This is a genomic window from Desulfurobacterium sp. TC5-1 (assembly GCF_000421485.1).
In the GTDB taxonomy this organism is placed as follows: domain Bacteria; phylum Aquificota; class Aquificia; order Desulfurobacteriales; family Desulfurobacteriaceae; genus Desulfurobacterium_A.
The window spans coordinates 550,930-577,039 of the sequence record NZ_ATXC01000001.1 but is presented as its reverse complement, the minus strand read 5'-3'; the positions used below and the strand labels follow the sequence as shown (position 1 = coordinate 577,039).

The 26,110-nt window shown below is 39.6% G+C and carries 30 protein-coding genes; 11 read left to right on the top strand and 19 right to left on the bottom strand.

Features of this window, described 5'->3' with window-relative positions; translation table 11 throughout:
* Window positions 1-6 precede the first annotated feature (6 nt).
* The 6 genes from H153_RS0102890 to H153_RS0102865 form a co-directional block, all read right to left on the bottom strand.
* Complete coding sequence (locus H153_RS0102890) at window positions 7-1,476, bottom strand: SAVED domain-containing protein (protein WP_022846641.1); 1,470 nt, start codon at window positions 1,474-1,476, stop codon at window positions 7-9.
* The gene (locus tag H153_RS0102885) at window positions 1,476-2,270 is read right to left on the bottom strand and encodes a hypothetical protein (protein ID WP_155883393.1); all 795 of its coding nucleotides are present in this window, start codon (window positions 2,268-2,270) and stop codon (window positions 1,476-1,478) included. The genes H153_RS0102890 and H153_RS0102885 overlap by 1 nt, the downstream gene beginning before the upstream one ends.
* A 5-nt stretch (window positions 2,271-2,275) precedes the next feature.
* Window positions 2,276-2,878 (bottom strand): hypothetical protein, encoded by a 603-nt coding sequence (locus H153_RS0102880; RefSeq protein WP_022846639.1) that lies wholly within the window; start codon window positions 2,876-2,878, stop codon window positions 2,276-2,278.
* Complete coding sequence (locus tag H153_RS0102875) at window positions 2,871-3,311, bottom strand: hypothetical protein (RefSeq protein WP_022846638.1); 441 nt, start codon at window positions 3,309-3,311, stop codon at window positions 2,871-2,873. Before H153_RS0102875 ends, H153_RS0102880 begins: the two co-directional genes overlap by 8 nt.
* 190 nt (window positions 3,312-3,501) lie before the next feature.
* Window positions 3,502-4,029: a YqhA family protein gene (locus H153_RS0102870; RefSeq protein WP_022846637.1), complete on the bottom strand. Its 528-nt coding sequence runs from the start codon at window positions 4,027-4,029 to the stop codon at window positions 3,502-3,504.
* A gap of 188 nt (window positions 4,030-4,217) precedes the next feature.
* Window positions 4,218-4,796, bottom strand: coding sequence for a flavodoxin family protein (locus tag H153_RS0102865; protein WP_022846636.1), 579 nt, complete (start codon window positions 4,794-4,796; stop codon window positions 4,218-4,220).
* A gap of 144 nt (window positions 4,797-4,940) precedes the next feature.
* On the opposite strand from H153_RS0102865, the gene H153_RS0102860 reads away from it, so the two are divergent.
* The gene (locus tag H153_RS0102860) at window positions 4,941-5,390 is read left to right on the top strand and encodes an antitoxin AF2212-like protein (protein WP_022846635.1); all 450 of its coding nucleotides are present in this window, start codon (window positions 4,941-4,943) and stop codon (window positions 5,388-5,390) included.
* An 8-nt stretch (window positions 5,391-5,398) separates the two neighbouring features.
* A complete protein-coding gene (locus H153_RS0102855; RefSeq protein WP_022846634.1) occupies window positions 5,399-5,731 on the top strand; it encodes a septation protein SpoVG family protein in 333 nt (110 codons plus the stop codon).
* Here the strand turns inward: H153_RS0102855 and H153_RS0102850 are convergent.
* The 5 genes from H153_RS0102850 to H153_RS0102830 are packed head-to-tail and all read right to left on the bottom strand — an operon-like array spanning window position 5,685 to window position 8,582.
* Complete coding sequence (locus H153_RS0102850) at window positions 5,685-6,533, bottom strand: 4Fe-4S binding protein (RefSeq protein ID WP_022846633.1); 849 nt, start codon at window positions 6,531-6,533, stop codon at window positions 5,685-5,687. The two genes, H153_RS0102855 and H153_RS0102850, sit on opposite strands and share 47 nt — an antisense overlap.
* Window positions 6,533-6,685, bottom strand: a complete 153-nt coding sequence (locus H153_RS10135; protein WP_022846632.1) for a hypothetical protein — start codon at window positions 6,683-6,685, stop codon at window positions 6,533-6,535. The genes H153_RS0102850 and H153_RS10135 overlap by 1 nt, the downstream gene beginning before the upstream one ends.
* Before the next feature lie 2 nt (window positions 6,686-6,687).
* Window positions 6,688-7,548 (bottom strand): Mrp/NBP35 family ATP-binding protein, encoded by an 861-nt coding sequence (locus tag H153_RS0102840; RefSeq protein WP_022846631.1) that lies wholly within the window; start codon window positions 7,546-7,548, stop codon window positions 6,688-6,690.
* A gap of 1 nt (window position 7,549) precedes the next feature.
* A complete protein-coding gene (locus H153_RS0102835) occupies window positions 7,550-8,332 on the bottom strand; it encodes an inositol monophosphatase family protein (protein ID WP_022846630.1) in 783 nt (260 codons plus the stop codon).
* Window position 8,333: 1 nt separating this feature from the next.
* Window positions 8,334-8,582 (bottom strand): hypothetical protein, encoded by a 249-nt coding sequence (locus tag H153_RS0102830; RefSeq protein ID WP_022846629.1) that lies wholly within the window; start codon window positions 8,580-8,582, stop codon window positions 8,334-8,336.
* A gap of 93 nt (window positions 8,583-8,675) precedes the next feature.
* On the opposite strand from H153_RS0102830, the gene H153_RS0102825 reads away from it, so the two are divergent.
* From H153_RS0102825 to pstS, 3 genes are all read left to right on the top strand, one after another.
* Window positions 8,676-9,347: a response regulator transcription factor gene (locus H153_RS0102825; protein ID WP_022846628.1), complete on the top strand. Its 672-nt coding sequence runs from the start codon at window positions 8,676-8,678 to the stop codon at window positions 9,345-9,347.
* Entirely contained in the window at window positions 9,292-10,239 is a 948-nt protein-coding gene (locus H153_RS0102820; RefSeq protein WP_081638808.1) for a HAMP domain-containing sensor histidine kinase, read from the top strand. The genes H153_RS0102825 and H153_RS0102820 overlap by 56 nt, the downstream gene beginning before the upstream one ends.
* 66 nt (window positions 10,240-10,305) lie before the next feature.
* On the top strand, window positions 10,306-11,343 hold the full coding sequence (gene pstS, locus H153_RS0102815) for a phosphate ABC transporter substrate-binding protein PstS (RefSeq protein ID WP_022846626.1): 1,038 nt from the start codon (window positions 10,306-10,308) through the stop codon (window positions 11,341-11,343).
* Between the two features lie 49 nt (window positions 11,344-11,392).
* Here pstS and H153_RS0102810 read toward each other — a convergent pair whose 3' ends face one another.
* Window positions 11,393-11,647, bottom strand: coding sequence for a DUF4911 domain-containing protein (locus H153_RS0102810; RefSeq protein WP_027719978.1), 255 nt, complete (start codon window positions 11,645-11,647; stop codon window positions 11,393-11,395).
* Window positions 11,648-11,845: 198 nt separating this feature from the next.
* On the opposite strand from H153_RS0102810, the gene H153_RS09830 reads away from it, so the two are divergent.
* From H153_RS09830 to H153_RS0102785, 5 genes are all read left to right on the top strand, one after another.
* Window positions 11,846-12,913 (top strand): GGDEF domain-containing protein, encoded by a 1,068-nt coding sequence (locus tag H153_RS09830; RefSeq protein WP_022846624.1) that lies wholly within the window; start codon window positions 11,846-11,848, stop codon window positions 12,911-12,913.
* A 144-nt stretch (window positions 12,914-13,057) separates the two neighbouring features.
* Window positions 13,058-14,056, top strand: a complete 999-nt coding sequence (locus tag H153_RS0102800; RefSeq protein WP_022846623.1) for a response regulator transcription factor — start codon at window positions 13,058-13,060, stop codon at window positions 14,054-14,056.
* A gap of 42 nt (window positions 14,057-14,098) precedes the next feature.
* A complete protein-coding gene (locus H153_RS0102795; protein ID WP_022846622.1) occupies window positions 14,099-14,980 on the top strand; it encodes a hypothetical protein in 882 nt (293 codons plus the stop codon).
* Window positions 14,981-15,058: 78 nt separating this feature from the next.
* Entirely contained in the window at window positions 15,059-15,955 is an 897-nt protein-coding gene (thrB, locus tag H153_RS0102790) for a homoserine kinase (RefSeq protein WP_022846621.1), read from the top strand.
* The gene (locus H153_RS0102785) at window positions 15,952-18,069 is read left to right on the top strand and encodes a UvrD-helicase domain-containing protein (RefSeq protein ID WP_022846620.1); all 2,118 of its coding nucleotides are present in this window, start codon (window positions 15,952-15,954) and stop codon (window positions 18,067-18,069) included. Before thrB ends, H153_RS0102785 begins: the two co-directional genes overlap by 4 nt.
* Window positions 18,070-18,186: 117 nt before the next feature.
* On the opposite strand, the gene H153_RS0102780 is transcribed toward H153_RS0102785, so the two are convergent.
* On the bottom strand, window positions 18,187-19,011 hold the full coding sequence (locus H153_RS0102780; RefSeq protein ID WP_022846619.1) for a tyrosine-type recombinase/integrase: 825 nt from the start codon (window positions 19,009-19,011) through the stop codon (window positions 18,187-18,189).
* Between the two features lie 416 nt (window positions 19,012-19,427).
* Here H153_RS0102780 and H153_RS0102775 point away from each other — a divergent pair, with 416 nt between their 5' ends.
* Window positions 19,428-19,751, top strand: a complete 324-nt coding sequence (locus H153_RS0102775; protein ID WP_022846618.1) for a hypothetical protein — start codon at window positions 19,428-19,430, stop codon at window positions 19,749-19,751.
* On the opposite strand, the gene sfsA is transcribed toward H153_RS0102775, so the two are convergent.
* From sfsA to H153_RS0102745, 6 genes are read right to left on the bottom strand one after another with little or no spacing between them, the layout of a single operon-like run.
* A complete protein-coding gene (gene sfsA / locus H153_RS0102770) occupies window positions 19,739-20,434 on the bottom strand; it encodes a DNA/RNA nuclease SfsA (protein ID WP_027719976.1) in 696 nt (231 codons plus the stop codon). The two genes, H153_RS0102775 and sfsA, sit on opposite strands and share 13 nt — an antisense overlap.
* Before the next feature lie 37 nt (window positions 20,435-20,471).
* Window positions 20,472-21,125, bottom strand: coding sequence for a histidine phosphatase family protein (locus H153_RS0102765; RefSeq protein ID WP_022846616.1), 654 nt, complete (start codon window positions 21,123-21,125; stop codon window positions 20,472-20,474).
* 13 nt (window positions 21,126-21,138) lie between these two features.
* On the bottom strand, window positions 21,139-22,989 hold the full coding sequence (oadA, locus tag H153_RS0102760) for a sodium-extruding oxaloacetate decarboxylase subunit alpha (protein WP_022846615.1): 1,851 nt from the start codon (window positions 22,987-22,989) through the stop codon (window positions 21,139-21,141).
* 14 nt (window positions 22,990-23,003) lie between these two features.
* On the bottom strand, window positions 23,004-24,422 hold the full coding sequence (gene accC / locus H153_RS0102755; RefSeq protein WP_022846614.1) for an acetyl-CoA carboxylase biotin carboxylase subunit: 1,419 nt from the start codon (window positions 24,420-24,422) through the stop codon (window positions 23,004-23,006).
* The gene (locus H153_RS0102750; protein WP_022846613.1) at window positions 24,415-24,867 is read right to left on the bottom strand and encodes a phosphatidylglycerophosphatase A; all 453 of its coding nucleotides are present in this window, start codon (window positions 24,865-24,867) and stop codon (window positions 24,415-24,417) included. Before H153_RS0102750 ends, accC begins: the two co-directional genes overlap by 8 nt.
* Window positions 24,864-26,084: a pitrilysin family protein gene (locus H153_RS0102745; protein WP_022846612.1), complete on the bottom strand. Its 1,221-nt coding sequence runs from the start codon at window positions 26,082-26,084 to the stop codon at window positions 24,864-24,866. The genes H153_RS0102750 and H153_RS0102745 overlap by 4 nt, the downstream gene beginning before the upstream one ends.
* Between the last annotated feature and the right edge of the window lie 26 nt (window positions 26,085-26,110).

The window sequence follows — 26,110 nt, the reverse complement described above, 5'->3', positions numbered from 1 at the left end:
CGCAGATTAAAAAATATTTTTTAACTTATCTGTTTCTATTACGGCAGAATAACTGTTCTTTTCTGGAATATAGTTGTATATGGTTGCCGGTATAAACTTTCCGGCACATGCTCCGAGAGCAAAAGCCATCGGACATGGAATGCTCAAGAATATATGGAATCTCTCGACCATATACTCGCTTCGCAGTCTATTTAGTTCAGAATAGATTTCTGAAACAACGGTTTTCCATATTTCCCGATTTAAAGGTACATTACCGGTGTTCTCCTTTAGTGTAATATAAAAATGGGATGCATTTTTTAGATAATTTTTTACAAAAGCCCTGGTGGAACCGAGAGGATTATGGCTTGCTATGTGAAGAGTAATTGCGGCTTCTTTATTGCTTCCTTTTTCTATCTGGCTTGTTTTAATCCAGTTTCTACTGCGTTTTATTTCTTTGAGTTCTCTACTTATGGCGAGTATCGGATGATATTCACCGTCCTGATAATGATAGAGGACAGCTTTTTTTCTTACCCCGAAAATTATACCGGCTCCGTACATCAGTGATGAGACAACACCTGTAATATGAAATACTGCATCTTCTCTTCTCCCTGTAACTTTTAAAAGTTTACTGGAAAATTCCTCTTCTAAAAGTTTGTGGAAGGCTTCGAGGGAGTTTTCCAGGGAATTCCCTTTAACTACACCCATATCGGAAAGGGAAATACCGGAAAACTTCGACACGGCATCACAATTTAATTTAGTTTCTTTCTCAAAATTTCTAAAGAAAATTTTTACGGCTTCTTTGTGTTTTCCGACCATTAGCGGGAAAGGTACAGGAATACTTCGTTTGAGATAGCACTTCAATTGTTTGAGATTTTTGACGTCTTCAGCAGTTATAAGTTTTAGATTTTGCTCTTCACTTATCTTCTTTTTTTCGCCGATAAGACCCACAGAAAGAATATTTCTGTAACAATCAACACTTCCGGTGAAACTGAGATGAGAAAGAAAGTGTTTATCTTCTGCAAGTAGCCCCGCCACGACAGCAAGCATAAACGAGTCCTGACTAAAAGGAGAATCAAATGTAACAGCAAATCCTTTTCCCGTTGCTCTTTTAATTACACTTAGCAGTTCATCATCTACTTTCGAAAAGTTTAAAACGGAGTTCTGAAGAGGTACCAGGTGTGCCGTTATTATTTTACCCTTTCCATATTTTACAACAGGGAATTTAACTTTTACTACTTCTTTTGAAAAGAGATCAGAAATTTCCTGTTCTGAAAGTCCAAATAAGTTTTTAAATAGTTTAGGTCGTTTAAAGTGCTTGAAGTTTTTAATAGCATAGAAAGTTTCAAAAGCTGTTGACCAGGGAAGACTTTTTTCTTTAACAGCCTTTAAAAGAAAGGGAAGGTCTTCCTCGTCAACCTCACCGCTTCTGATTAGTTTATTTGTCTCTTCTGTAGTTAATTCTATTTCTTTTGTCATTAATTTTCCAAACCAGCCCATTATCGACCTTCTATGGAAATTGTTTTGGCAATGTACTCAATGTTACTCATTACAGGCCTTTCAAACTCTATGATAAATTCCTCCGGCAGTTTATCAACGTAAAGTTCCATGTTAAGTACCTTTATTAGTGCCGGTTTGTTTATAATACTGCTATTTATTACCTTTACTCTGAGTTTATTTTCGTGATTGAAAACAATAAAATCTTCCATCGCTACGGCCTCTTTCTCTCTTCCGGCTACTGCTGGCAGCATTTCTAACGTTTTACCCGATACGTAAAAGAGCGTTTTCTCCTTTTCTTCTATTTCTCTTATAAGGTTGAAGAGAAATTCCCTGCTCCTTTTGGCTTCAAATAATTTGAATTCCCGTTTAACGGCCAGCTTATCCCCTATTCCGCATCTATCTTTCGGAAGGTAAAAAGTTTCGTCTTCTAAATAGCGCTTTATAATTTCAACATCTTTTTTGTCAATTCTTCCGACAAGTTTTGCCGAGCCAAGCAAGTTTTCTGTTATGTAAAGAACCATATCACCTTGCAAAATCCATTTGTCCCTTAAAGGATGTTCAAAGTTGACTATCAGGTCGCTGGAAGTTGCCATTTCCCAGAGGTAGGACATGAGAACGGTTTCGCAGGGAAAAGCACTATCTAATACACAGACAAGTATAGGATTTTTATTTGTTGTAAACTCTAAAACATCGCCTATTTGAACTTCTGTCACGTTTTTTCTATGCTCAAACATCACCTTTACTTCTCCATTAATTTCAATGTAGTCCTTCAATAATTCATTCAATGTAGCCATACCTTCTACCCTTTTAAACGAAATTTCTTACAGATTTTTGACATGTAGAGTTCACAGAAAAGCACAAATTCTTCTTCGTTTAAAGATCCATATTCCTTAAAGAGAGAATTCAGTTTTGGCTTTAGCCTATTCCACCTTTTATATTTGGCCTCTCTGGATAGGGCTGATAAGAATGGATTTTCCTCAGAGGGATACTTTTTGTTGAACATCATCCAACATAGTGTTTCAAGTTCCTTGCTTGAGAGATGGTTAGCTACTATTTCTACCATCTCTTCTGCAAAAAGGAATGCTATGACTGAGCGGCTTATACTTTTCCCTGAAAATTCGGGAAGAGACTTTTCTTTTAAAATGTGCTGGATTCTACCCTTTAAAAATTTATCCTGAAAGTAGTTGCGTACTATAGTGTACAGGAAACTGAAATTTACTTCCTTTTTTTGCTCAATAATTTCCTTTTTCTCCGTAAGGATGTAAGAAACTTCAGCCCTTATAACCTGAAAGCTGCATTCACCATACTGCTTAAGTATAATTTGCTTTTCTTTTTCCGTTAACTTCTTGATTAAAACGGAAGTTATCTTGTCGATGATTTCTGGTGACAGAAAGTTACTCACCGCATACTCCGCAGAATTTAAACAGATTTTCGTCTTTTACAAAGTATTCTGGAATTTTAAAAACTTTCCTGCGTGTATTTCTCCTGAAATCTATATAGATGAATTTGTAACTCTGTTTGATGAAGTGAAATTCATCACAAAGTTTATTACATTTTTGTAAATCCACTCTGACAGGTTCAAGGTCATAACCGCAATGTCTGCTTTTTGTTGTGAGAAACGTACAGATGTAGTTTGATTTCACCTTTTTGGATGTTATCATCGGTCTTTTTTCCCGCTGTCTTCTTATTCCCAAATCGGCAGAAACAATACTTGAAACGGATGAAATGTCAACAACAAGCCACAAACATCTGGAATTTTTACATCTTTCCATGCTTTTTTCCACGTAATCTTCTTTGAAAAGTTCCCTGTATATTTCCATCAATCGTTTTTTCATTGTTCGAACCAGCGTAAATGCAGTTTTAATTAACGGAGACTACTTTAAGTTTCGGCTATCGTTTTGCAGGTATCTGAAGTTTGTGGAGCGAAACAGAGCAAATTTGGGAGAAGTAAAACGAAGCCAGATACCAGCTTGTTGTGCGCAGTTAAAAATGACATCATATCATTCTCCTCCTGATCTCTTCACTTTAGTGGCGAGCACTGAGAAAAATGGCTCCGGATATTGAAAGAATAGAAATGGATAGAATTAAAAGTTCTTGTGGATTGTGATATGGTATCTGTAGTGCATATTTAAAAAATGTAACTATTAAAACCATCAAAATAACTTTACCTAATTTTCCTTTCAAATCATCAAGAGATTTAATTTTAAGTATTTTAATGATTTCAGAATGTTCAGCAGGATCTAGTTTACTAACATAAAGTTCGTATAGACCCAAGCCAAAAATTATCATAACAGTTGCTATAAGATATATATCCACCGCCGTGACAACGTCCATAACCGCATATTTATAAAATCCTTTTTCATAATTCATGAAATTGCCGAAAGTTTGCAAAAAAACTTTAAGGATTTTATGAGTTCCTATGAAAAAAAGTGAAAGAGATGCCAGAATTGAAGGAATGACTGCAATTATAACCGCCAATCGACTCTTCCATAGAAAAATTTCAAATATATTTTCAAGAACAGTTTTCTCGTTAATGTTTTTATAATTATTCATATTTGCTCCCTATTTTTTATCAAGCATATCTTATGAAATGCTTACATCGCCGAGTAAATTTAATCATATCAAATTTTAGGATTTAGGACTACCGAAAAGGTTCAAGCTTTTAAAATTTTTGCACGCTTGAATGGCATTTTGAAAAATATTCCAATAGAAATGTGGGCAGCCTCAGCTGCCCACGAATATTATTTAAGCATTTCGGCTATCTCGTTTATATGCCTTCCGAGGCTTTTTGCCGTTTCAATGCCGCCTTTGTTGAACTCAAACTTGCCGTCCTTCTGACTCGCCACTGCTGCGCAGCCAAAATGGGCTGTTGGTGATGTGTCACCAAATACAAGCATGCCGTGAATGAGAGCCCAGCTGTGAATTGCCTGAATAGTATGTTCCTGCCCGCCGTGAATAGTTGCTCCAACTGCCAGAGCACCACAGAACTTGTTTTTAAGAGACCAGCTTACCCTTAATGCTCTTGAACGGTCAAACAGAGATTTCAATTTTCCGGTTATTGAACCAAAGTAAACGGGGGAACCTACAACGATAATATCAGCTGCAGTCATTTTTTCCGCTAATTCCTGGAAACCATCTTTTAGAATACATGTTCCGCCGTTTTTCTTGCAGGCGCCGCAGAGCTTACAGTAACCGATTTCGTAGTCCGACAGGGATGCAATTTCTTTCTCTATGCTGGAGTCTATTTCATCGAGGACTATCTTAAGCAGTTCTAAAGTCGAGCCTTTTCTGTGAGAGCCGTTAATTGCCAGTACTTTCATTGCAACCTCCGTGTTAGTTGTTGTATTATTCTATCAAACAATGCGGATTTAGAAAGAAAACCCATGATTTTTCCCTTTTAGCTTGAAAAGTGAGGCTTTTCTCTCAAAATTTAGTTGTAAGGCTAACATCTGGAGAATGCAACCATGAAAGGGAAGTTCAAAACGGCACAGGTGGTTTATAAAAACGGCGTGTTCGTACCGGTAGAAGATGTAGAGATAAGTGAAGGAACGGAGGCAGTCGTTGTTTTTTGCGAAGTTCCTTCTTTTGAGGAAAAGCCTCCATGGTGGAACGAGGTTTCAGGCGATGAAAACTGGAAAAGAGCCCTTAATGGACTTGTTGAAAGGATAAAAGAAATTGTAATTCCAGAAGAGCTGAAACTGATAGATAGAGAAGGGGAACGGGAAGTTATTGTTATACTTGAAGGTAATGAAACCGCGTTTTTAAAAACTTTAATGGAAGCGGGATATCACGTGTATCAAACGACAGGCATATTTTTCCCTATACAGGTAATTTCTCGTAAGAGACTTCAGAGATGGCAGGAGTTTGATAGAGAAATTTTCCGTCTCATACAGGACGGAATTTCCCTTTTGTAGGAGGAATCTTGGACAAAAAGGCTGTTGAAAGACTCCCTGTAATGGACATGGAAGTTACTGATGTTCGCATATATCCATTTGATACAAGCGGAATAGGAGGAAATGTAAAGGCCGTTGCAGAAATAGTTATAAACGGTATTCTCAAAATAAAAGACATAAAGATTATAGAGTCAAACAAGGGTTTTTTTATACAGATGCCGACAAGGAAGTCAAAATCGGGAGAGTTTGTTCCGGTAGTTGAGACAATTGATAAAAATCTCTATCTACACATAAGGCGTAAGATTCTGGACAAGTTTAAGGAAGAGATTTCTCGTTATGATTCCTACCTTGAGGAATTTTAAAGATAGAAGGATACTCTATATCAAGGGCTTTGCAATCTCTTATGCAGTTTAAACACCTTATACAGGAGGTGCTGTTCGGATCTTCATAAATTTTATGGTCAACGGGGCATACATCCTGACAATGATTGCACCTTGTACACAGGGATGCGTCGTGTGTAAACCTTATAGGTGATACTTTGTTAAAGAGTGAAAAAAGAGCACCTAACGGGCAGAAGAACCTGCAGAAAGGCCTCTTTGTAAAAATCGCTCCTCCCACAATGAGTATCATGACGGCAACTTTAAAAGAAAAAAGCATTCCGGCAAGTCTCCTTATCTCAGGATGAAATCCCACCCAGTAGAGTCCTGCCTCAAGCGTTCCAACCGGACACATCATGCAGAAAAGGTGTTTCTTTAAAAAGTAAGGAAGTATCAGGACAGGGAAAAGGAGCATAGCAAACTTAATCAGTTCTAACTTTTTAGGCATTCTTACTTTTGGTGTTGGAATCTTGTAAAGCATGTCCTGCAGAAGACCAAACGGACATATCCAGCCGCATATCCATCTTCCGAATGGCAGAGAAACGGAACCTAAAATGCCGAGGGTGTAAAACGGAAATTTTGCCATTACCATTAAGTGAGAGAGTGTTCCTATTGGGCATGAAAAGACGGAAGCGGGGCATGCGTAACAGTTCATTGACGGAAAAGGAATGGCTTTCAAAATGCCGGTATAAAGTTTTCCGCTAAAAAAGTTCCATACAGCAAGGTTTGAAATTATTGCGGTAATTGACTGATAAAATCTTCTGTTTTTAAAAAAGGGTACCTTCATTATTCAATCCCTATACAGGAAAGGCATAAAAGCCTTCCATTTTTATATACATAAAGCCACTCCTTCCGAGACAGACCTATGAAAACAAAAGATAAAAAAATGATAAGGAGCAGCAGAGCCGCTCCCGTTTTTCTGTCAATCTTAACTTTCATCTTCAGCTTACCTTTTCAATAATTTTATCAGCTATGGATTCAAAAGCCTTTGCAGATACAGATTCAGGGTCAGCTATTACTATCGGTTTTCCTGCATCACCTGTCTCTACAACTTTAGGCTCAAGAGGGATTTTCCCCAGAAATTCTATGTCAAGTTCTTCTGCTGCTTTTCTTCCACCGCCAGACTTAAATATTTCAATCTCCTTACCGCAGTGAGGACATATGAGTCCGCTCATGTTTTCAATTAGACCTAAGACAGGCACTTTTAACATCTTTGCAAAATTTACGGACTTTTTAGTATCAAGCAACGCTACTTCCTGTGGTGTGGTTACAATCACAAAGCCGTCAAGAGGTTTTATGAGCTGCGCAATACTTAAAGCTTCATCACCGGTTCCAGGAGGAAGATCAATGATGAGATAATCAAGCTCGCCCCAATCCATCTCTGCAAGGAACTGCTTTATTGCCTGATGTTTTAGAGGTCCTCTCCATACGACCGGCTGACTTGAATCCTGAAGCAGAAAAGCCATGCTTGCCACTTTAAGATTTGGCATTTCGTCGGGCGTGTAAGGCTCTATAAGCTCCGTTTCCGGATTAACGTGAAGTTTTGCACCTTCACCGCCGAGCATTTTCGCAACGTTAGGTCCGTGAATATCTGCGTCTAAGAGTCCGACTTTAAAGCCTTTTTTAGCAAGAGAAGCGGCGAGGTTTGTGGCAACAGTGGTTTTTCCCACACCACCTTTACCACTTAAAACCGCTATTTTATGTTTAATCTTTGACATGTTACAGATAAGCTTTTGATCGATAGGATCTTTCACTGTTGAACATTTATCCTTTAGACTGCAGCTGCTGCATTTCTCATCCATTCTAAAAACCTCCTAAATATTTGTTCACTATTGAAAATAAATGTTTGTAGCTGCTTTGGGAAGCTCCTATGATATTTCCCGTCCTTAAAAAGTCTCTACCTCCTTTAAAATCGGAAACGGTGCCGCCTGCTTCCTCTATGAGAAGAACGCCTGCAGCGATATCCCAGGCTTTTAAAGAGAGCTCCCAGAATCCGTCAAAAATCCCCTTTGCCGTGTAGGCAAGATCTATTGCTGCAGAACCGCACCTCCTTACACCAGAAACAGAAAAGAAGACCTCTTTAAAACAGACGAGATAATCGTCTAACATCTCTTTTCCCTTAAAGGGAAAACCGGTAGCTATCAACCCTTCATTGAAAGGTCTATCGCTTACTTTTATCTTTTCACCGTTGCAAAAAGCACCGCTTCCCTTTTCAGCCGAGAAAACCTCATTTAATTTTGGAATTGAGACAACTCCGGCTATCATTTCACCTTTAAAAGCAACACCTATAGAGACGGAAAACACAGGTAGTCCGTGTATAAAATTCTTCGTTCCATCAAGAGGGTCAATGTACCATGTGTAATCGCTGTTCCCTGACGTACCGCTCTCCTCTGCTACAATAGAATGATCTGGAAAATAGGTTTTTATCGTTTCTATTATCTTTTCTTCAGCTTCTCTGTCAGCTTTTGTCACATAATCGTTTTTTGATTTAAAGGCTATCTCTTCTTTCTCAAGACGCCCCTGGTAACCTAAAAGTATCTCTGAAGCTCTCTCTGCCGCTCTTAGTGCCACGTCGATAATTTCCATATTACTCCTCTAACATGTCCATGGGTGTTGGTCTAAATGCAATACTGATGACATTCCCGTTTTCAAGGAGGTATTCTACCTTAAAAGATTCCTGTATTGTTACGAAATCTTTTTCTTTTTCGTTTATAAGAGCAAGCGTGAGGAAAACTGCTTCGTCCCACTTGTCAAGCTCCGTGAAAACAACTTTTAAATCAAATCCAGAACTTGAAAGGACTTTCTCAACGGCAGCTTCAAACTCTTCCGGTATCATACGCTTCCTCTCTGTTAAGAGTCTGTTAAGAGAAATGTTAATAAAATATAAACAACTGCTTGTGTGAATAAAATTAATACTGAAGAGGCAGAAATGAAAGAGATAAAAATTGCGGTTGTTGAAGATGACATGGAAATAGCAAATATCCTCAAACTTGCTCTTTCCCGCGAAGGCTATAAGGTAAGGGTTTTTGATACCTCTGAAAAGCTACTTAACAACATTATCGAGTATCGGCAGGCTTACGATCTAATAATTCTTGATGTTATGCTTCCGGGAATGGAAGGCAGAGATGCCTGCAGGTTGTTAAGAGATAGAAAAATTGATGTGCCTGTCCTTCTGCTGACAGCCCTCTCAGGTGAGGATGACAAGGTTAAAGGGCTTGACAGCGGAGCAGATGACTATCTTACGAAGCCTTTCAGCATAAAAGAGTTGCTTGCACGGGTTAGAGCTCTCCTGCGACGACACGGAGAAATTTCAGTGCCGCCTAAAACCGTCCATAGCAGTATTCAATTCCTTGATGACTTTAGAACCGTAGAAATTAACGGCAGGAAGGTATATCTTACAAAAACAGAATTTATGATTTTTAGAATACTGGTAGAAAACAGCGGTAAAGCTATAAGAAAAGATGAACTGTCAATGAAGCTTGGAAGCAGAGGTTCTATTAGAGCAATAGACGTTCACATAAAAAACTTGAGAGAGAAACTTGGCAATGAAGGGTACAAAATCAAAACAGTCTGGGGAGTCGGTTATAAATTTGAACCTTGAAACCCTGTCGGTAATAAATAGAGAATCCTCTTCCATACTTTTCATAGACAGTACGGGAACAGTAATTGGAAGTTCAGATAAGATATGGGATAGATTTCCTTATTTTGCAGTCATAAAAATGTACGAAAAGTTAATGAAGGGAAAAAAGGCAGAAGCTGAATTCGAAGAGAGCGGAAGAATTCTTAAAATAAAGGCTAAACCTCTGGAAGATGTCTATATGTTAGAGATTGAGGATATTACAAGTCAAACCTGCATAGAGGAATTTAAGAAAAGAATAATTTCAACAATCTCTCACGAGCTTAAAACGCCCCTTACGGTTATAAAAGGCTATGCAGAGCTTTTATCCCTTGAAGCAGAATCTGAGATTATCGGGAAAATGACATCTCAAATAGACAGAATAATGAACATTGTTAACTCTATAAGCCTTCTTATGAAAGGCCAGGAAGGTGAGTTTATAGAAATAGATGTTGGTGATGTTGTTGAAGAGATAGGACACCAGTTTAAAGATAAAATGGCAGCCAAAGGAATAAATTTTAGCGTCAGCGTTGAACCTGACTTAAAGATAAGTGCCGAAAAGATACTTTTTCAGCAGCTTCTCATAAACCTTCTGGACAATGCAGTAAAATTTACAGAAAATGGTAAAGTCGGTGTAAAGGGATACAGATTAGAGGATAGTATTGTTATAGAAGTTTATGATACCGGAAGAGGCATTCCAGAAAACCTTAAACCTTTTATTTTTGAGAAATTTGTAAAGGCGAAAGAGAGTACGGGACTCGGAATAGGTCTTTCTCTCGTTAAGACGATAGTTAAACACCACGGATGGGAAATAGAGTTTGACTCGTCAGCGGGAAAAGGTACGACTTTCTTTATCAGGATACCTGCAAATTCTTAACAAAAAATTAACATTTTTGTGAGATATTTTAATCAGCAACCTTGAAAATTTTCGGGAGGAAAAAGGATGAGAAAGATGAAGAAAGTTACAGTCGCGGCTCTGACAGTTGCAGTAACGGCAGGAACGGTTTTAGGAGCCTCATCTTCAGCTAAAGCATGGACAATCAACGGAGCGGGTGCTACATTTCCATATCCTGTCTATGTTAAGTGGGCAAAGGATTTTAAAAAGGCAACAGGGAATAGAGTAAACTACCAGGGAATTGGTTCCGGTGGCGGTATCAAGCAGGTAACCGATAGAGTTGTTGATTTTGGCGGTAGCGACAAGATGCTTAAACCGTCTGAGCTTGACAGGAGAAGACTTTACCAGTTTCCGGCGGTTATTGGCTCGATAGTTGTTGTTTACAACCTTCCAGGTGTAGGCGATAGAAAGCTTAAGCTTTCAAACAGGGCGGTTGCCGACATTTTTATGGGTAAAGTGAGATACTGGGACAATCCTGAAATCAAGAAGGACAATCAGGGTGTTAACCTTCCTCACATACCTATAACAGTTATTCACAGGTCAGAAGGTTCAGGAACTACATGGAACTTTACGTACTGGCTTTCCGGCATATCACCTGCATGGAAGTCCAGAATAGGGTACGGTAAAGTTGTAAGATGGCCTACTGGTATAGGTGCAAAAGGAAATGCAGGTGTAACAAACTACGTAAAGCAGATTCCTGGTGCAATAGGATATGTTGAATATGCTTACAAAAAGCAGAACAGACTTTCTGCGGCTGTTCTCCAGGCAAAAGAGGGAAACTGGGTTGAGCCCTGCGATGAAACATTTAAAGCAGCCGCAGCCCATGCTAAATGGTCTTTGGGAACTCACTTCTATACCGAAGGAAACCTTCTTCTCGCAGAAGGTAAAAACAGCTGGCCTTTGACAGTCGCAACAATGATTCTCCTTCCAAGAGAGAAAAAGATGAAAAATAAAGAAGTTACTGAGTTCTTTAACTGGGCATTCAAGCACGGCGATAAATCTGCTGAAAAACTTGGTTATGTTCCGCTTCCGGAATCTGTTAAGAATATGATCAGAAAATACTGGAAAACGGTTGTTTTTAAGTGATTCCTTCTCATGTTTCTCTCCGGATGGCCCCGCCTTAGGCGGGGCTTTTCTATTCCCTGTGCCAGCTGTCTCCTGCCTCACCTATAACTTCAAGTTTCTCAACAAATCCACCACTTTTAAGGTATTCAATGGCCTTCATACCTTCATCAACAAAGTCCGGCGCCAGCCAGATCTCTATAATTCCTTTTTTGTTGTCTCGTGTCCTGACTGTTCCCACCTCGTGATACCACTCAAAAATTGCGTTAACAAATGCAATGTCTTTCACTGAAACTTTGCAGATTAAATTCACTCCTTTTTTCAGCATTTTTTCCTCCACGCTAATTGTACCATTCGTTAATTCAAAACTTCATGCAGGCCTTTCCTCTATTTTACAGTGCTTATTTTATCTATAATGTAATTAATTGGTAATTTTGAATGATTTTTGACAAATTAGATATTATGGATTATAATAAATTTAGTAAGGTACCAGATGGCTGTATACAACAAAGAGTAGAAGGTTAGCATGTGCAATTGGAACTTCATACTCCTTTCTTTTAGATGTAAAGACAGAAACAGATTCTACGAAAGATGTCCACACAGAAAGCGTTTTCTGAACACGGTCCTGAACCTTACTCCGCTTCTTGTTCCGGTAATTGTAATTTTTCCCGCCTACCTGTTTGGAAAGCCCCTGATGTTTAAGTTTGGAGTATTCAGTTTTCTCCTGTCAATACTTGCAAAATTTGTCTACTCGATTGGCTGTTATTTTTTCTCTGCCGTTACTCTCATTCTTTCAGTTTCTCTCCTTTGTTTCGGGATAGTTGTTCAAGGAGAACACTTTTTGTACATGTGGTTTGCGGTTGTTCCGGGTCTTGCCTTCTTAATTCTCCCTTATGCTGATGCCGCAGGTGCCATTGCAACGTTTTTATCAGGAATTTTCATTCTTATTTTAAAGTATCACCATCATCCGGTCAGTACGCTTCTATATTACACCTTAAACCTCATTGGCTTCATATCCATTATTTCTCTCGGAGCCTTTATTCTGATGACGGTCATTGACGATACCTTTGAAATGCTTAAGGAATCCTCTATCAAAGATCCTCTAACGCAAGCGTATAATCGGCGGGCATTTATGGAATTTATCAAGGAGGAAATTGCAAGAGCTAAAAGATATCGGTTTCCTATATCTTTGATTATGATTGATATTGACGATTTTAAAAAGGTTAACGACACCTACGGCCACGCTAAAGGAGATGAAGTTTTAAAAAAGATGGCGGCTCTGATAATGACCAGCATCCGTAGATGCGATAAGCTTGTAAGGTGGGGTGGAGAGGAATTTGTCGTTATATGCCCCCATCTATCGAAAAGAGAAGCCTACTTCGTTGCTGAAAAATTAAGAAAAATAATTGCCTCTCACGATTTTAACGGCGTAAAGGTAACGGCCAGTTTTGGGGTAAGCGAGATAGATCCCAGTGATTCAATAGACAGGGCAGTTAAACTGGCAGATAAGGCCCTTTATGAGGCAAAAAAATCCGGCAAGAATAGTGTTAAAGTGTATGTGGAGGAAGAAGATTCTGGCCTGATATTTGATTGAGGTTTCTTAATAACCACCGCATTAAGCAAATAAACCACCAGGCAGGTAAATTAAATAATTAAATAAAAATTATCCGTAAACTTGCATGTTTTGAGTATAATTTTTATCATTATTGTGAATTGTGATTAAATATGGAGGGAGTGGATGGACAGCGGTCTGCTTTCAAGGAATGATAATTTGAGATTGGGCAATACTGAATTTCATATACAGACTGAATATTACAAAACTTCTCAGGAAGTTGTGACACTGATATTCAGAAATGGCAAGGTTCTTAAGAGAATAGAGAGAAAGCTTACCGGAGAAGAGCAACCCAACGAGGTTGTTAAGAAACAGCACGCAGAAATAATTCATAAGTTGCTTTCTGCTTCTTCAACAAAAGAAAAAAGTGAGAAAGAGGAGAAAACAACTATCGATGAATTGATCTTATCGGCAGACACGATAGACTTTTTCCGTTTACTGGTTTCTCAAATCTTTGGAAGAAAAGATTTTATATTTGCAAAGATAATTGATGTAGAAGGAAGGCCCGTTTTAGAAATAGTAAGAAAGGGAAAAAGCGTTGATGAAGAGGTTTTAGAAACTTTTATAGAGGGATTCACTCTTGAAGAGAAGCAGTTTTACTATCTTGGCGATGACGGACTTTATCTTTACGGATTTAAGTTGAAAGATGGAACGATGGTTGTTGTCGGTTTTGAACGGGAAGATTCAAAACATGCACTTGAGAAAATTCTCTACGAAGCTAAAAACTGCTTAAAACCAGAATGCGGCAGCCGGAAACTTTCCATACTTATCGTGGAAGATGTCCTGTTCACAAGACTTGTTGTCAGGGAAACGTTCAGGTTGATTGCAAAAGAGCTGAAGGATTTTTGTTTTGAAGAAATAGACGAAGCAGAATCACTGTACGATGCCCTTTCTGTTTTGAAAGAAAAACGGTTTGACATCGTTATTACAGATATACACCTTGGTGACGGTCTTGGGACGGAAGTTGCTGCATTTATAAAAAAGCATTTTCCAGAAACTAAAGTCATCGCTCTTACGATGTATCCTGAAGATTATGAAAAACATAGGGACCTTTTTGACGAATATATAGCAAAACCTATTACGCCACAGGAACTAAAGAATAAGCTTTTAAAAATTTTCGAATAACATTTAGTGTATGCTTTTAAAAACGATTGGAAGGAACAGGGCATGTCTAAAAAAGTTATTTACGGCGTTTTCACCATTATAGTGCTCTTAGTAATATCATTTTTCGGTGCCAAAATTTACATTAACAAAAAGGTATCAGAAAAGATAGATAAAAAATTTGAAGAAATTAAGCCTTACGCAGACGTAAGCTACAGAAGTGTTGACTATTCTCTGCTCAGAAATCAACTTACCATCAGCGGAATAAAAGTGCTGTACGCTGGTTCAAGATATCCTGTAACGATAAACAGAGTTGTAATTTCAGATTTTGATAGAGAGCATGATTTTCCTCTCTTTGCTTTAGTAAAAGTCAAGGGAATTACTTTCTATGTAAACTCACTTCCTGAGGAAGATAGACTCATTCTGAAAGCTCTTGGATATGGTGATAGAATGAGTGCAGATTTTTCAAGCTCTTACAGATATGATATGGAGAAAAGAAAACTGACGATTTCCGATTTAACATATCACCTGAAAGATATTGGCACTCTGTCCTTAAAATTCAATTTCGGAAATGTCAGGCCGGTAAGAGAAGAGGAAGTGCTTTACTTTCTTTTAGGCGGATGGGGTGAAATTTCAATTTATAACGGAGAGATCTCTTACTCTGATGAAGGACTTTTTAATAGGGTGATAACCCTTATTGCTGCTGAAAGACACATTTCTCAGGATCAGGTAAAAGCTGCGTTAATTAAGCAGATAAAAAACGAGCTTAACGGCGATCCTGTTTCTGAAATGCTGGCAAAAGCGTTTGTTGACTTTATTTTAGATCCGGGAACGTTAAAGATAACCGTAAATCCTGAAAAGCCTGTAACTATTGCTGAGATCATTGCAGAGGATTCTGTTGACAACATTCTGCAGCGTTTAAATCTCAAAGTGGAAAACGTGCACTGAACTTTAGTTCACTCAGAAGCTTGATTTTTTTCTGTTTCAAAGCTATTATCTTATCTCAAGCTAAACGGTGGAGGAGTGATGAAATTTAAGGTTTCTGTTCCCGCTTCAACGAGCAATCTCGGTGCAGGATTTGACGCTCTTGGCCTTGCTCTTACAATCTATAACGACTTTATTGTAGAAACTGCTGATGCATACTCTGTAGAAGTTGAAGGCGAAGGTAAAGGTGAGCTTCCAGAAAACGAGAAAAATCTGTTTTTGAGAGCCTTTAAAAGTACGATGGAATACCTCGGCTTAAATCAACCTGTCAAGGTAAAGCAGGTAAACAGAATACCCCTTGGCCGCGGAATGGGAAGTTCCGCAACGGCTATCGTCGGTGGTATTCTTGCCGCTGAAAAAATAGCAGGAAAGAAACTTTCCCTTCCTGAAGTAATAGATGTTGCTTTTAAGTTTGAACCCCATCCGGATAACGTTCTGCCTGCTTACACGGGCGGATTTGTTGTTGCGGCAACTAACGGGGATCTGTCCTATGTAAAACTTGATTTTCCGGAAGAGCTTAAAGTCATAATAGTCGTTCCTGAACTATTCTTATCAACGGAGGATTCCCGCTCCGTCCTCCCCGAAACATACACCAGAGAAGATGTAATATTTAACGTTCAAAGAGTTGCCCTTCTCATGGGTGCACTTCAGAAGAAAGACTTTTCTCTTTTAAAAGAAGCGGTTAAAGACAGAATTCATCAACCTTACCGGTGCGACCTCATCCCCGGTTTCTGGGAAGTTTTGTCTCAGGGGTACAAAGAGGGAGCTTATGCGGTTTACCTTTCCGGTGCCGGCAGCTGTATAGGTGCACTTGCTGACAGTAACTTTGACAACATTGGAAAAGCCATGTGTGATGTGTTTGAAAGTCTCGGCATTGACGCCAGATACCTTGTCCTTGAAGTTGACAAAGAAGGTGCAAGGATAGAAGACGTCAAATGATAGAAAAACTGCTAAAAGATCTAAACGAACAGCAGAGAGAAGCGGTAACCTATTTCGATTCTCCCCTGTTAATACTTGCAGGAGCGGGTTCTGGAAAGACAAGGGTCATAACCTACAAGATAGCTTACATGATAGAAAAGTTTGGTTATGAACCTGAAAGGATACTTGCCGTTACCTTTACAAACAAAGCGGCAAGGGAAATGAAAGAACGTGTAGAACAGCTCCTTAAAGGTAAAGCCGGCGTTTCTGTTGCGACGTTTCACGCTTTTTGCGTTAGACTTTTAAAATCTCACAGTGTAAGAATCGGTTTTAAGCCAAACTTTTTGATTATTGATTCAGACGACAAGAGAAATCTTCTTAAAACCATTTTAAAAGAGATGAACTTAGATACGGATCTTTATAATCCTGCAGCCATCGGTTCAATGATAAGCAACGTAAAAAATGGCCTTTTTCCTCCCGAAGCGATGGAATTTAGAGGTTACGACCGGTTCTCGGAAATAGTGGAAACCTATAACCGAAAGTTAAAGGAAATGAACGCTTTTGACTTTGACGATCTGTTGCTCTATGCAAAAAAACTGCTTACCGAACACGACGACATAAGGAAGCGTTACATTGAATTTTTCCAGTATGTTCTAATTGATGAGTACCAGGATACGAACGGTATTCAGTACGAAATAACAAAGGCTTTAACGATAGATAAGGGAAACGTTTGCGTTGTCGGTGACGAGGATCAATGTATATACACCTGGCGGGGGGCAAATATAAACAACATCTTAAACTTTGAAAAGGATTTCCCCGGTGCTAAAGTTATAAAACTTGAGAAAAACTACAGATGCTCTGGAGTAATCCTTTCTGCCGCAAATGCCGTTATAGAACACAACAAGATAAGGAAAGGAAAGAAGCTCTTTACAGACAACGAAGATGGTGAGCCCATAAGACTGTTTGTAGGGTTTAATGATCAGGAAGAGGCTTACTTTGTTGGCAGAACGGTTAAGAAACTTATAGATACAGGTACGAAACCTTCTGACATAGCAATCTTTTACAGGACAAACGCCCAATCAAGGAGCGTTGAAGATGCACTTAGAAGATCAGGGATAAACTATCAAATAGTCGGTGGATTGAAGTTTTACGAGAGAAAAGAGATAAAAGATATCATTGCGTATTTAAGGATTATTCTTTTTGATGAAGACAGACTTTCCATATTTAGAATTCTTAACACGCCCAAAAGGGGTCTTGGGGCAGCTGCGGAAGAGAAGATAAAAAAACTTCTGGACGAAGGCAAAAGCAATCTTGAAGCCCTTAAAGCGATGCTCGAAACCGCTCCGACAAGGCAGAAAGAAGGTATAAGGGAGCTAATTCACATAATAGAAGAGGGAAGAGAAAAGGTAAACAGTTTAAGACCTTACGAGCTTGTCAGATTCATAACTGTAGCGGCAAGGTATGAAGACTATTTAAGGAAAGAGTACAGGGAAGATTGGGAATCAAGACTCGAGAATATAAGAGAGCTCGGAAACACAATAGAAGAGTTCGCAGAAAGGACAGGCCTTAAAGGTGAAGAGCTCTTTTTAGAGTTCTTAAACACGATTACACTTTCCTCCGATCAGGATGAGATGGAAGAGGCGGAAAAGGTAACGTTGATGACTGTTCACGCCTCTAAAGGTTTAGAATTTCCCGTAGTTTTCATAACGGGACTTGAAGAAGGACTATTTCCCCACGTTCGTTCCCTTGAAAGCGCGGAGCAGATAGAAGAGGAGCGGCGTCTGTTTTACGTTGCCATCACCAGGGCTAAAAAGCTTCTTATTCTAACAAGGGCAAAGAGCAGGCGTTTCTTTGGCAGTTATAGAGAAAGTGAACCTTCAAGATTTCTTGAAGAGATACCGCCTCATTTAATTAAAAAGGTGGTAAGGAAAGAGAGACCTTCAAAAACTGCATCAACAGAAAGCGTCTCTTCTGTTAAAAAGAACAAAAAACCGAAAATTGTTTTCCATAAAAAGTTTGGTAAAGGTGTTGTAAGGAGAGTTGAAGGGATTGGTGACAATGCAAAGGTGACAGCCTTCTTTGCCAACTACGGTGAAAAGACGATTGTCATGAAGTTTCTAAAAATTCTGGTATAGAAATTCACATTTGCTTTTCAGTTCTCAAGGTTAGACTCTTCCGAAAATTTATTTTCCTTTTTCTGACTACACTCTTTTCATCTTGAAAAAGAAAATATTAACCATAAATATCAATAGTTAACTAACGTTGCTAAAAACTTCGTCGGCAACCTTAAACATAACATCATCACGAACTTTAGCGTACCTTGCAGTTGTGTTTGGCGATGCGTGGCCTAAAAATGCCTGAATTACCCTTATATCAACGCCCCTATCAACTAAAATTGTGGCGAAGGTATGCCTTAACTTATGGGGATGTAGTTTTACTCCCGTACATTCGGCTATCCTGTTAAAGATGTACTTTGCTCCCTGATAGGTTAGAGGAAACAGTTTTTCGCCGTCTAAAGAGTTCATGTAGGTTTCAAGTTCCCGTGCAAAATCTACCGGCAGTGGGATAAACCTCTCTTTGCCGCCCTTTCCAACAACTCTCAACACTTTTCGCCCTTTTACAGTAACAATGTCCTTTTTCTCTATAGAGAGAAGCTCTGAGATACGAAGACCGCAGAAAAGGATTGTCTTCATCATCAGGTAATCTCTGTAGCATCTCTCTTTAGCTGCCTGAAGAACCTTTTCTACCTCCTCATAAGAGAGGGCTTCCGGGACTTTCTGCTTTACTTTCCTTATCCTGAGGGACTTTTTAACAGGATTGCTCTTTATAACTTCCATGTCAACTAAAAAGTTAAAAAATGAGTTGAGAGCGGAAAGACGTCTGTTTATGAGAGAAGGACTGCAGTTTAGACTACCCCTGAAAATCATGATGTCAGACGTTTTTATCTCTTCTACATCTTTGTCACCTATCAGCTCTTTAAAAAGAGATAGATCTTTCCTGTACTCCTTGATGGTTCTTTCGGCTAATTCCTTTGATTTAAAGTTGAGAAACAGCTCAACTGCCTGAGAAAACCTCATAATATCCCCAAGTCATTGATTATCAAGGTTTTTCCTCTATAGTTGAATTTTACCACTGACTATAACAAATGTCAATTTTCTATAGTCTTTTCCGGACGGAAGAACAGATAAAATGGAAGGGCAGGATAGATGGTGTGAGCAACACCCTGTTCCCCTCTCAAACATTAACCATAAAAATAAACGGTTAATAAAATTATCGCTTATCCATTTCCTCTATTTTGAAACTTATAGTCCTGACCTGCGTCTGTAAAGAAAAATCGCGATATCGGGCAAATGGATGGCTATTTCTCTTTCAGCCCCTTTTACGGGTATATTTAATTAACTTTAAATATTTATGGTTAACAATTAAATTTCCCGCCTTAAAAAACGTTTCCGTTTTGCCGATAATGTTCACAAAGAGATAAAGGAGAAAAAAAATGAGGAAGCTTGAAAATCTGCTTTTCTTCTATGAACTTTATCTTGAAGGACTTGACGAGAGAAATCTTCTTCAGTGGAGCATGGTTCTTGATGTTCGCAGTGAAATTGAAAAACAGCTCAGACGAACGAAAAGAGTACCCTTTCACCTGAGAAAAAGCCTTAAACAGCTTGATAAAATTTTGAAGGGCAAACTTGTTAAAGCATCTTCTGATGTTAATTTTGGAAGACTGAGAGAGATGCAGTTTCCCAAACCTTCCCGCAGGTACTGGTGGTACTATCCCGAAGTTTTCTCATGTTCTCATTTGCAGCTTCAAAGTGCCTGAGTCAGTTTTACATCACCATCTAAGACAACTTTCTTATCCTTAAGCTTGACTCTGAAAGCTTTGAATTCAACACCTCTTTCAAGAGCCCTGTAAAAAGTTTCTGCAAATTTCGGGTCTGTCTCGTGATTTGGCCTGAAAAGGTTAGCCTTTCTCAAAACCATTATAAGAATAGAAGCCTGATAACCTTTCTCTTTAAGGCTTATAAGTTCCTCTAAATGCCTTCTGCCTCTTTCTGTCGGTGCGTCAGGAAAAAGACAGACATCACCTATCCTGAGGTTACAGCCTTTAAGTTCAACGTAGTGATTGCCATTGATTAAAAAATCAACACGGCTTTTCCCGATTCTCACTTCCTTTTTGACATCTTCGGGGATAAACCCAAGGATACCCTGTCTTATTGCTTTTTCTGCTATCTCAGAATGAACAGACGTGTTAAGTAGAACAAAACCTTCCTCCATCTCTGCCGCTATTAATTTTGAATCGGTCTTAAGATGGGATGGGTTTAAAGATATAAGGATTTTTCTTCCCTCTGTAAGTATTTCTCTTAATCTACCTGTATCAGCGATGTGACAGGTAATCCTTTTACCGTCTAAAAGACATTCTCCTACAAAACGGTTTTTCCTGCTTAAAAAAGTAGCCTCTTTAAGGTCTCCGAATCTTTTAGATAGATCAAAGAGAACTTTCACTGCAGCTATCCTGAAAATAGGGGGAGAAGTTTCCCCCTTAGAGTGATTTCTGAACTTCAAAGTCTATATCTTTACCAAGATGGCCGGTAGCGTTTGCCACGTGAACGATAACTCTTTTAGTTTTAGGATCGTACTCAAGTACCGTTATCCCGCAGTTTGCCTGTTTAAATGCCCAGAACTTATTAAGATCTGTCTGAAGAACATGACACATTATTACCTTGTTTGTGGCGTCGTGGCCCACTATAACAATAATGTCCTCGTCCTTAAATTGGGATACAACCTTTTCAAAAGCTTTAACCGCTCTATCGTAAACATCTTGAAGCGTTTCTCCACCTTCACCTGGCATTCTTACTTCAGCTGGTCTTTCACGCCACAGTTTTAAAAGCTCGGGATATCTTTTCTCAACATCACTTGCCAGAAGACCTTCCCACTCACCGTGGTCTATTTCCTTAAAACCCTCTTCCGTTTGAACCTGAAGGTTGTGGTGCTTTGCTATTTCTGCTGCTGTGTCGTAACACCTCTTTAACGGACTTGAAAAAACGGCTTTAACAGGAAAACCTTTAAGGGCATTGCCTGCCCTTTTTGCCTGCTCTTTGCCCTCTTCGTTAAGGGGAATGTCCATTTTCCCCTGATATCTTCCTTCTGCGTTCCAGATAGTTTTTCCGTGTCTGACAAGTATTATCTTCGGCATACTTCTCTCCTGCTTACTCTATTGTCATTATTGCTTCGTCAGGGTTAACCTGATCACCGGGTTTTACATAAATAGCTTTAACGGTTCCACTTATAGGTGCGTGAACTTCGTTCTGCATCTTCATGGCTTCAACTATGGCGACCACGTCACCTTCATTAACCCGGTCACCTTCTTTAACTTTTATCTCAACAACTTTTGCAGGCATTGGTGATGTGACGTCGCCTTCTTTCGTTGCCTTTGGACGTTTAGAACTACTTGTAAGTCCGCCGCTGATTTCAACTTCACCTGCAGTTGGAACAACTTCAACAAGCGGTTCAACAACAACTTCCTCAAGTCGTCCATCTATTTTGATAAAGTAAGGTTTCTTACCTTCTGCTTTGTGTCCCACACCTGCGATTTTTACGTGGTAGCTCTCTCCGTGAACGTTAATGATAAACTCTGTTGGAGCAAGCGGCTGAGGACAGAGATTTTCTTCCTCAAGCGTATCGGCAAGGTCTTCCTCAGATATTGCGGGTATTTCACCTTTTTCAACCTTTTCTCTCCACTCAAAGAACTCTTTTGCAACCTGTGGGAAGAGACAGTAGGAAAGGACATCCTCTTCAGACCTTGCAAGTCCTTCAATTTCTTTCCTTCTCTGTTCTAACTCAGGCTCAAGGAGGTCTGCAGGTCTGCAGGTAATTGGCTGCTCGCCGCCAAGAATCTTCTTGATGATTTCCTCTTTTATCGGGGCAGGTGGCTTACCGTAAAGCCCTTTAACATAGTTTTTTGTTTCCTGTGTAATCATCTTGTATCTTTCGCCGGCAAGAACGTTAAGAACAGCCTGAGTTCCAACTATCTGGCTTGTGGGCGTAACAAGAGGTGGATAACCAAGGTCTTCTCTAACTCTTGGAATTTCCTTTAAGACTTCATCGAGCCTATCAAGGGCCCCCTGCTCTTTCAGCTGGTTAACAAGGTTTGACATCATTCCACCGGGGATCTGATGTTCGAGAACTCCTGCATCAACACCTTTAAAGTTCATGTCGTACTTCTGGTAATGCTTTCTAACTTCTTTGAAGTGCTTTGCCATTTTTGAAAGTGCTTCTTTATCAAGGTCTATCTCATAACCAAACTCTTTGAGAACGTAAGCCATTGTTTCAGCAGCAGGGTGTGAAGTATCTGAAGCCATTGGTGAAATGGCAACGTCAAACAGGTCTGCTCCTGCCTCAGCAGCTTTAAGCTGTGTCATCTCAGCCATACCGCTCGTGCAGTGAGTATGAATGTGAACGGGAAGACCTGTTTCTTCTTTAATTGCTTTTACAAGAGAGTAAGCTTTTTCCGGTGAAAGGAGGCTTGCCATGTCCTTTATCGTAATAATATCAACACCCATATCCTTGTACTGAAGGGCAAGCTCAACGTAGAGGTCTTCTGTGTGAACGGGACTTATAGTGTAGGATATTGCCCCTTCCACTATTTTCCCGCACTCTTTTGCTGTTTCCACTGCAACTTCAACATTTCTAAGGTCATTAAGGGCGTCAAAAACCCTGAAGACATCTATTCCGTTTTCGGCAGCTTTTCTTACAAAAGCTTTAACAACATCGTCAGGATAGTGCCTGTAACCCACAAGGTTCTGTCCCCTTAAGAGCATCTGAAGTTTTGAGTTGGGCATGAGCTTCCTGAGAATTTTTAACCTCTCCCAGGGATCTTCTCTTAAAAACCTCAGACAGGCGTCAAACGTGGCACCACCCCACATTTCAACAGACCAGAACCCCGCTTTATCAATGACAGGCGCTATATCTATCATGTCCTTTGTTTTCATCCTTGTGGCAAAGAGAGACTGATGGGCATCCCTCAATGTAACATCTGTAAACTGGAGTTTCTTTCCCATGTCAATCCTCCCGATTAAAGTCCGTGGTGTGCCGCAATTGCGGCAGAAAGAGCCAGAGCGAGTATTTCAGGATCAGGCTCTTTGATAAAGGTAAACTCTTTTATCTTTCTATCTATGAAAGAAGTATCAAACTTTCCGTGAATAAATTCCGGGTCATTCAGGATTTTCTTAAAGAATGGAATGGTTGTCGGCACACCTCTAATCACAAATTCGTCAAGGGCTCTTCTTGAACGTCTGATAACTTCGTCCCAGTTTCTTCCCCAAACAATCAGCTTTGCAATCATTGAATCGTAGTAAGGCGGAATCCTGTACCCCTTGTAAACTACACCATCAATCCTTACGCCTATACCACCTGGTGAATAATAAGCGGTAACTGTTCCGGGAGACGGAACGAAGTCCCTGGTAACATCTTCTGCGTTAATTCTAAACTGCATTGCAAATCCGTATATATTTACACTCTTCTGAGAGAAAGAGAGGTTCATGCCGGCTGCAATTCTTATCTGCTCTTGAACGATGTCTATACCTGTAACAGCTTCTGTAATGGTATGTTCAACCTGAAGCCTTGGATTCACTTCCATAAAGTAGAACTTTCCATATTTATCCATCAAGAATTCCCACGTTCCAACGCCATAGTACCCTATCTCTCTCGCTACCTTTACACAGATCTGTCCGAGTTTTTCCCTCTGCCTCTTAGTAAGAACAGGAGAAGGCGCAATTTCAAGCACCTTCTGGTGGCGCCTCTGCATGGAACAGTCTCTCTCACCAAGGTGAACGACATTACCGTTTTTGTCAGCAATTATCTGAATCTCTATGTGCCTTGGTTCTTCTATATACTTCTCTATGAAAACTTCACCTTTTCCAAAAGCTGCTTCAGCTTCTGCGACGGCAGTTTTAAACTGGTTTATAAGTTCCTCTTCGTTCCTTGCAACTCTGAGTCCTCTACCACCGCCACCGTGAGAGGCTTTTATCATAACGGGATAGCCTATCTTTTTGGCAAGTTCTTTCGCTTCTTCTATGTCGCTTATAGCACCGTCGCTTCCTTCAGCAACAGGAACACCAAGCTCTTTCATAACTCTTTTAGCTTCAAGCTTGCTGCCAAACATTTTAAGATGTTCTACAGAAGGACCTATAAATTCAACGCCTCTTTTTCTGCAGTATTCGGCAAAATCGGGTCTTTCGGATAGGAAACCGTATCCTGGATGAATCGCATCTGCTCCCGCACGACGAGCTATATCAACAATCTTATAGTAGTTTAGATAAGCCTTAACAGGATCACCGTGAATCATGTAAGCTTCATCTGCCTTTTTAACGTGGAGAGAATTAACATCAGCCTCAGAATAAATTGCAACCGTTTTGATTCCAAGCTCTTTACATGCACGGATTACTCTTGTAGCTACTTCACTCCTGTTGGCTATTAAAATCTTTTTAAACATAGTGCCTCCAGACCAGTAACCTTAGAAGGATGTTGGAGTATAAGCCGGCAAACATATCGTCAACCGTTATGCCAAAACCACCTGGCAACTTTTCGAATAGTTTAATAGGTGGTGGCTTCATTATATCAATAATTCTAAAGATTACCAACGCCGCTACCACTGCCGGGAGCGTTGTTTTTATACCAAGCATAGCAATTTCCATTCCAATTATCTCATCTATCACAACGCTATCCGGGTCATTATCTCCCAGCTGTTCAGATAGAGATTGGGAGGAGATTGTGCTTAAGACAAACGTTACGGCAATTATCACCACCTGATAAACAATATTTTCTGGCCAGAAAAAGTAGAGGAGAATTGCCGCCGTGATTGAACCCCACGTTCCCGGCATCTTTGGCAGTTTTCCACTGTAAAAACCTGTAGCTATAAATTCCCAGAACTTTTTCACTTATTGCCTCCCTCTGGAAGAAGTAACATTTGAAGATGTTTATTTTTTAAAAATTCCGTTCCTTTCACAAATTCCTCAAGAGTGAGTTTTTTGATGCTTTCTATCAGTTTTTGGTAGTAATCTAAATTGCCAAAAAGCGTTACCGAGTATCCGAGCTCTTCAGCCTCGGATTCAACACTTTCCTTTTTAAAGATTTCCGTTTTCAGCACCTTTTTCTTGGCAAGTTCAAAAGCTGTTTCATCTACCGATGACCTGATGATTTCAAAAATCTTCTCTTTAAAGAGCCCCGCTTTCGAAGGCTCTGTTATTCCGTAGATATAAAAGAGCCCTGATGACAGGAAAAGATCCTTTAAACCCATTGCTGCATAAGCTGTTCCCTTTTCTATCACTTCCTGATATAGGACAGAACTCCTGCCGTATGACAGATAAGATTCAAGAACACTTAAAACTGCAGTATTAACGTTCTGTGAAAGGCCGGGAATCTTCCATCCGATAAGAACATGGGCGTTGGCAACAGCTGGATGTTTCATTATCTCGTTTCCCGGTATAAGCTCAGGCTCATCAACAGAAGGGGGGATATCAGGATTTTTTGAAGGTAGCGGGGAAAGCTCTTCCTTTAAAAAGTGTAACAATTCCTTCTCATTGATGTTTCCTGAAATTACCACTGTAAGATTGCCGCCGTGATAGTGGTCTCTGTGGAATTCTCTGACATTTTCCGCAGTAAAAGAGGAAACAGTATTTCTAAAACCCAATATGGGATAGCGATAATTTACCTCCTGGAATATCTTTTGGTAAAAGTTTCTCCAGAAAACCTGTCTTGGATCATTCTCAGAGCGGGCTATCTCTTCAAGGACTATCGGTTTTTCTTTTTCAACCATCTCAGGAAGAAGCAGAGGGTAAAACACTATATCCTTTAACAGTTTCACCGCTGTAAAAACATGTTTTTCGGGAATGGTTACATAGTAGTAGGTATAGTCGTAAGAAGTGGCAGCGTTTATTTCACCGCCGTTGTTTTCCACTATCTTTTCTATGGTGCCAGCAGGATAGTTTTTTGTTCCGTTAAATACCATGTGTTCAAGGAAATGAGCAATACCTCTGTTCTTTTCGTTTTCCCAGAGGGCACCGGTTTTGAGCCAGAACTGAACGGAAACGGAAGAGACATCCTTTCTATCTTTCAAAACAACATTTATGCCGTTCTCAAGCCTTTCAACAATCATCCTGACTCCATAAATTTAAGTTCTTG

Bases quoted from the DNA above. Each gene is read 5' to 3' on its own strand.
- H153_RS0102890 (WP_022846641.1), bottom strand. From the start codon at position 1,476: ATGGGCTGGTTTGGAAAATTAATGACAAAAGAAATAGAATTAACTACA.
- H153_RS0102885 (WP_155883393.1), bottom strand. From the start codon at position 2,270: ATGGCTACATTGAATGAATTATTGAAGGACTACATTGAAATTAATGGA.
- H153_RS0102875 (WP_022846638.1), bottom strand. From the start codon at position 3,311: ATGAAAAAACGATTGATGGAAATATACAGGGAACTTTTCAAAGAAGAT.
- H153_RS0102870 (WP_022846637.1), bottom strand. From the start codon at position 4,029: ATGAATAATTATAAAAACATTAACGAGAAAACTGTTCTTGAAAATATA.
- H153_RS0102865 (WP_022846636.1), bottom strand. From the start codon at position 4,796: ATGAAAGTACTGGCAATTAACGGCTCTCACAGAAAAGGCTCGACTTTA.
- H153_RS0102860 (WP_022846635.1), top strand. From the start codon at position 4,941: ATGAAAGGGAAGTTCAAAACGGCACAGGTGGTTTATAAAAACGGCGTG.
- H153_RS0102850 (WP_022846633.1), bottom strand. From the start codon at position 6,533: ATGAAGGTACCCTTTTTTAAAAACAGAAGATTTTATCAGTCAATTACC.
- H153_RS10135 (WP_022846632.1), bottom strand. From the start codon at position 6,685: ATGAAAGTTAAGATTGACAGAAAAACGGGAGCGGCTCTGCTGCTCCTT.
- H153_RS0102840 (WP_022846631.1), bottom strand. From the start codon at position 7,548: ATGGATGAGAAATGCAGCAGCTGCAGTCTAAAGGATAAATGTTCAACA.
- H153_RS0102835 (WP_022846630.1), bottom strand. From the start codon at position 8,332: ATGGAAATTATCGACGTGGCACTAAGAGCGGCAGAGAGAGCTTCAGAG.
- H153_RS0102830 (WP_022846629.1), bottom strand. From the start codon at position 8,582: ATGATACCGGAAGAGTTTGAAGCTGCCGTTGAGAAAGTCCTTTCAAGT.
- H153_RS0102825 (WP_022846628.1), top strand. From the start codon at position 8,676: ATGAAAGAGATAAAAATTGCGGTTGTTGAAGATGACATGGAAATAGCA.
- H153_RS0102820 (WP_081638808.1), top strand. From the start codon at position 9,292: ATGAAGGGTACAAAATCAAAACAGTCTGGGGAGTCGGTTATAAATTTG.
- pstS (WP_022846626.1), top strand. From the start codon at position 10,306: ATGAGAAAGATGAAGAAAGTTACAGTCGCGGCTCTGACAGTTGCAGTA.
- H153_RS0102810 (WP_027719978.1), bottom strand. From the start codon at position 11,647: ATGCTGAAAAAAGGAGTGAATTTAATCTGCAAAGTTTCAGTGAAAGAC.
- H153_RS09830 (WP_022846624.1), top strand. From the start codon at position 11,846: ATGTGCAATTGGAACTTCATACTCCTTTCTTTTAGATGTAAAGACAGA.
- H153_RS0102800 (WP_022846623.1), top strand. From the start codon at position 13,058: ATGGACAGCGGTCTGCTTTCAAGGAATGATAATTTGAGATTGGGCAAT.
- H153_RS0102795 (WP_022846622.1), top strand. From the start codon at position 14,099: ATGTCTAAAAAAGTTATTTACGGCGTTTTCACCATTATAGTGCTCTTA.
- thrB (WP_022846621.1), top strand. From the start codon at position 15,059: ATGAAATTTAAGGTTTCTGTTCCCGCTTCAACGAGCAATCTCGGTGCA.
- H153_RS0102785 (WP_022846620.1), top strand. From the start codon at position 15,952: ATGATAGAAAAACTGCTAAAAGATCTAAACGAACAGCAGAGAGAAGCG.
- H153_RS0102780 (WP_022846619.1), bottom strand. From the start codon at position 19,011: ATGAGGTTTTCTCAGGCAGTTGAGCTGTTTCTCAACTTTAAATCAAAG.
- H153_RS0102775 (WP_022846618.1), top strand. From the start codon at position 19,428: ATGAGGAAGCTTGAAAATCTGCTTTTCTTCTATGAACTTTATCTTGAA.
- H153_RS0102765 (WP_022846616.1), bottom strand. From the start codon at position 21,125: ATGCCGAAGATAATACTTGTCAGACACGGAAAAACTATCTGGAACGCA.
- oadA (WP_022846615.1), bottom strand. From the start codon at position 22,989: ATGGGAAAGAAACTCCAGTTTACAGATGTTACATTGAGGGATGCCCAT.
- accC (WP_022846614.1), bottom strand. From the start codon at position 24,422: ATGTTTAAAAAGATTTTAATAGCCAACAGGAGTGAAGTAGCTACAAGA.
- H153_RS0102745 (WP_022846612.1), bottom strand. From the start codon at position 26,084: ATGATTGTTGAAAGGCTTGAGAACGGCATAAATGTTGTTTTGAAAGAT.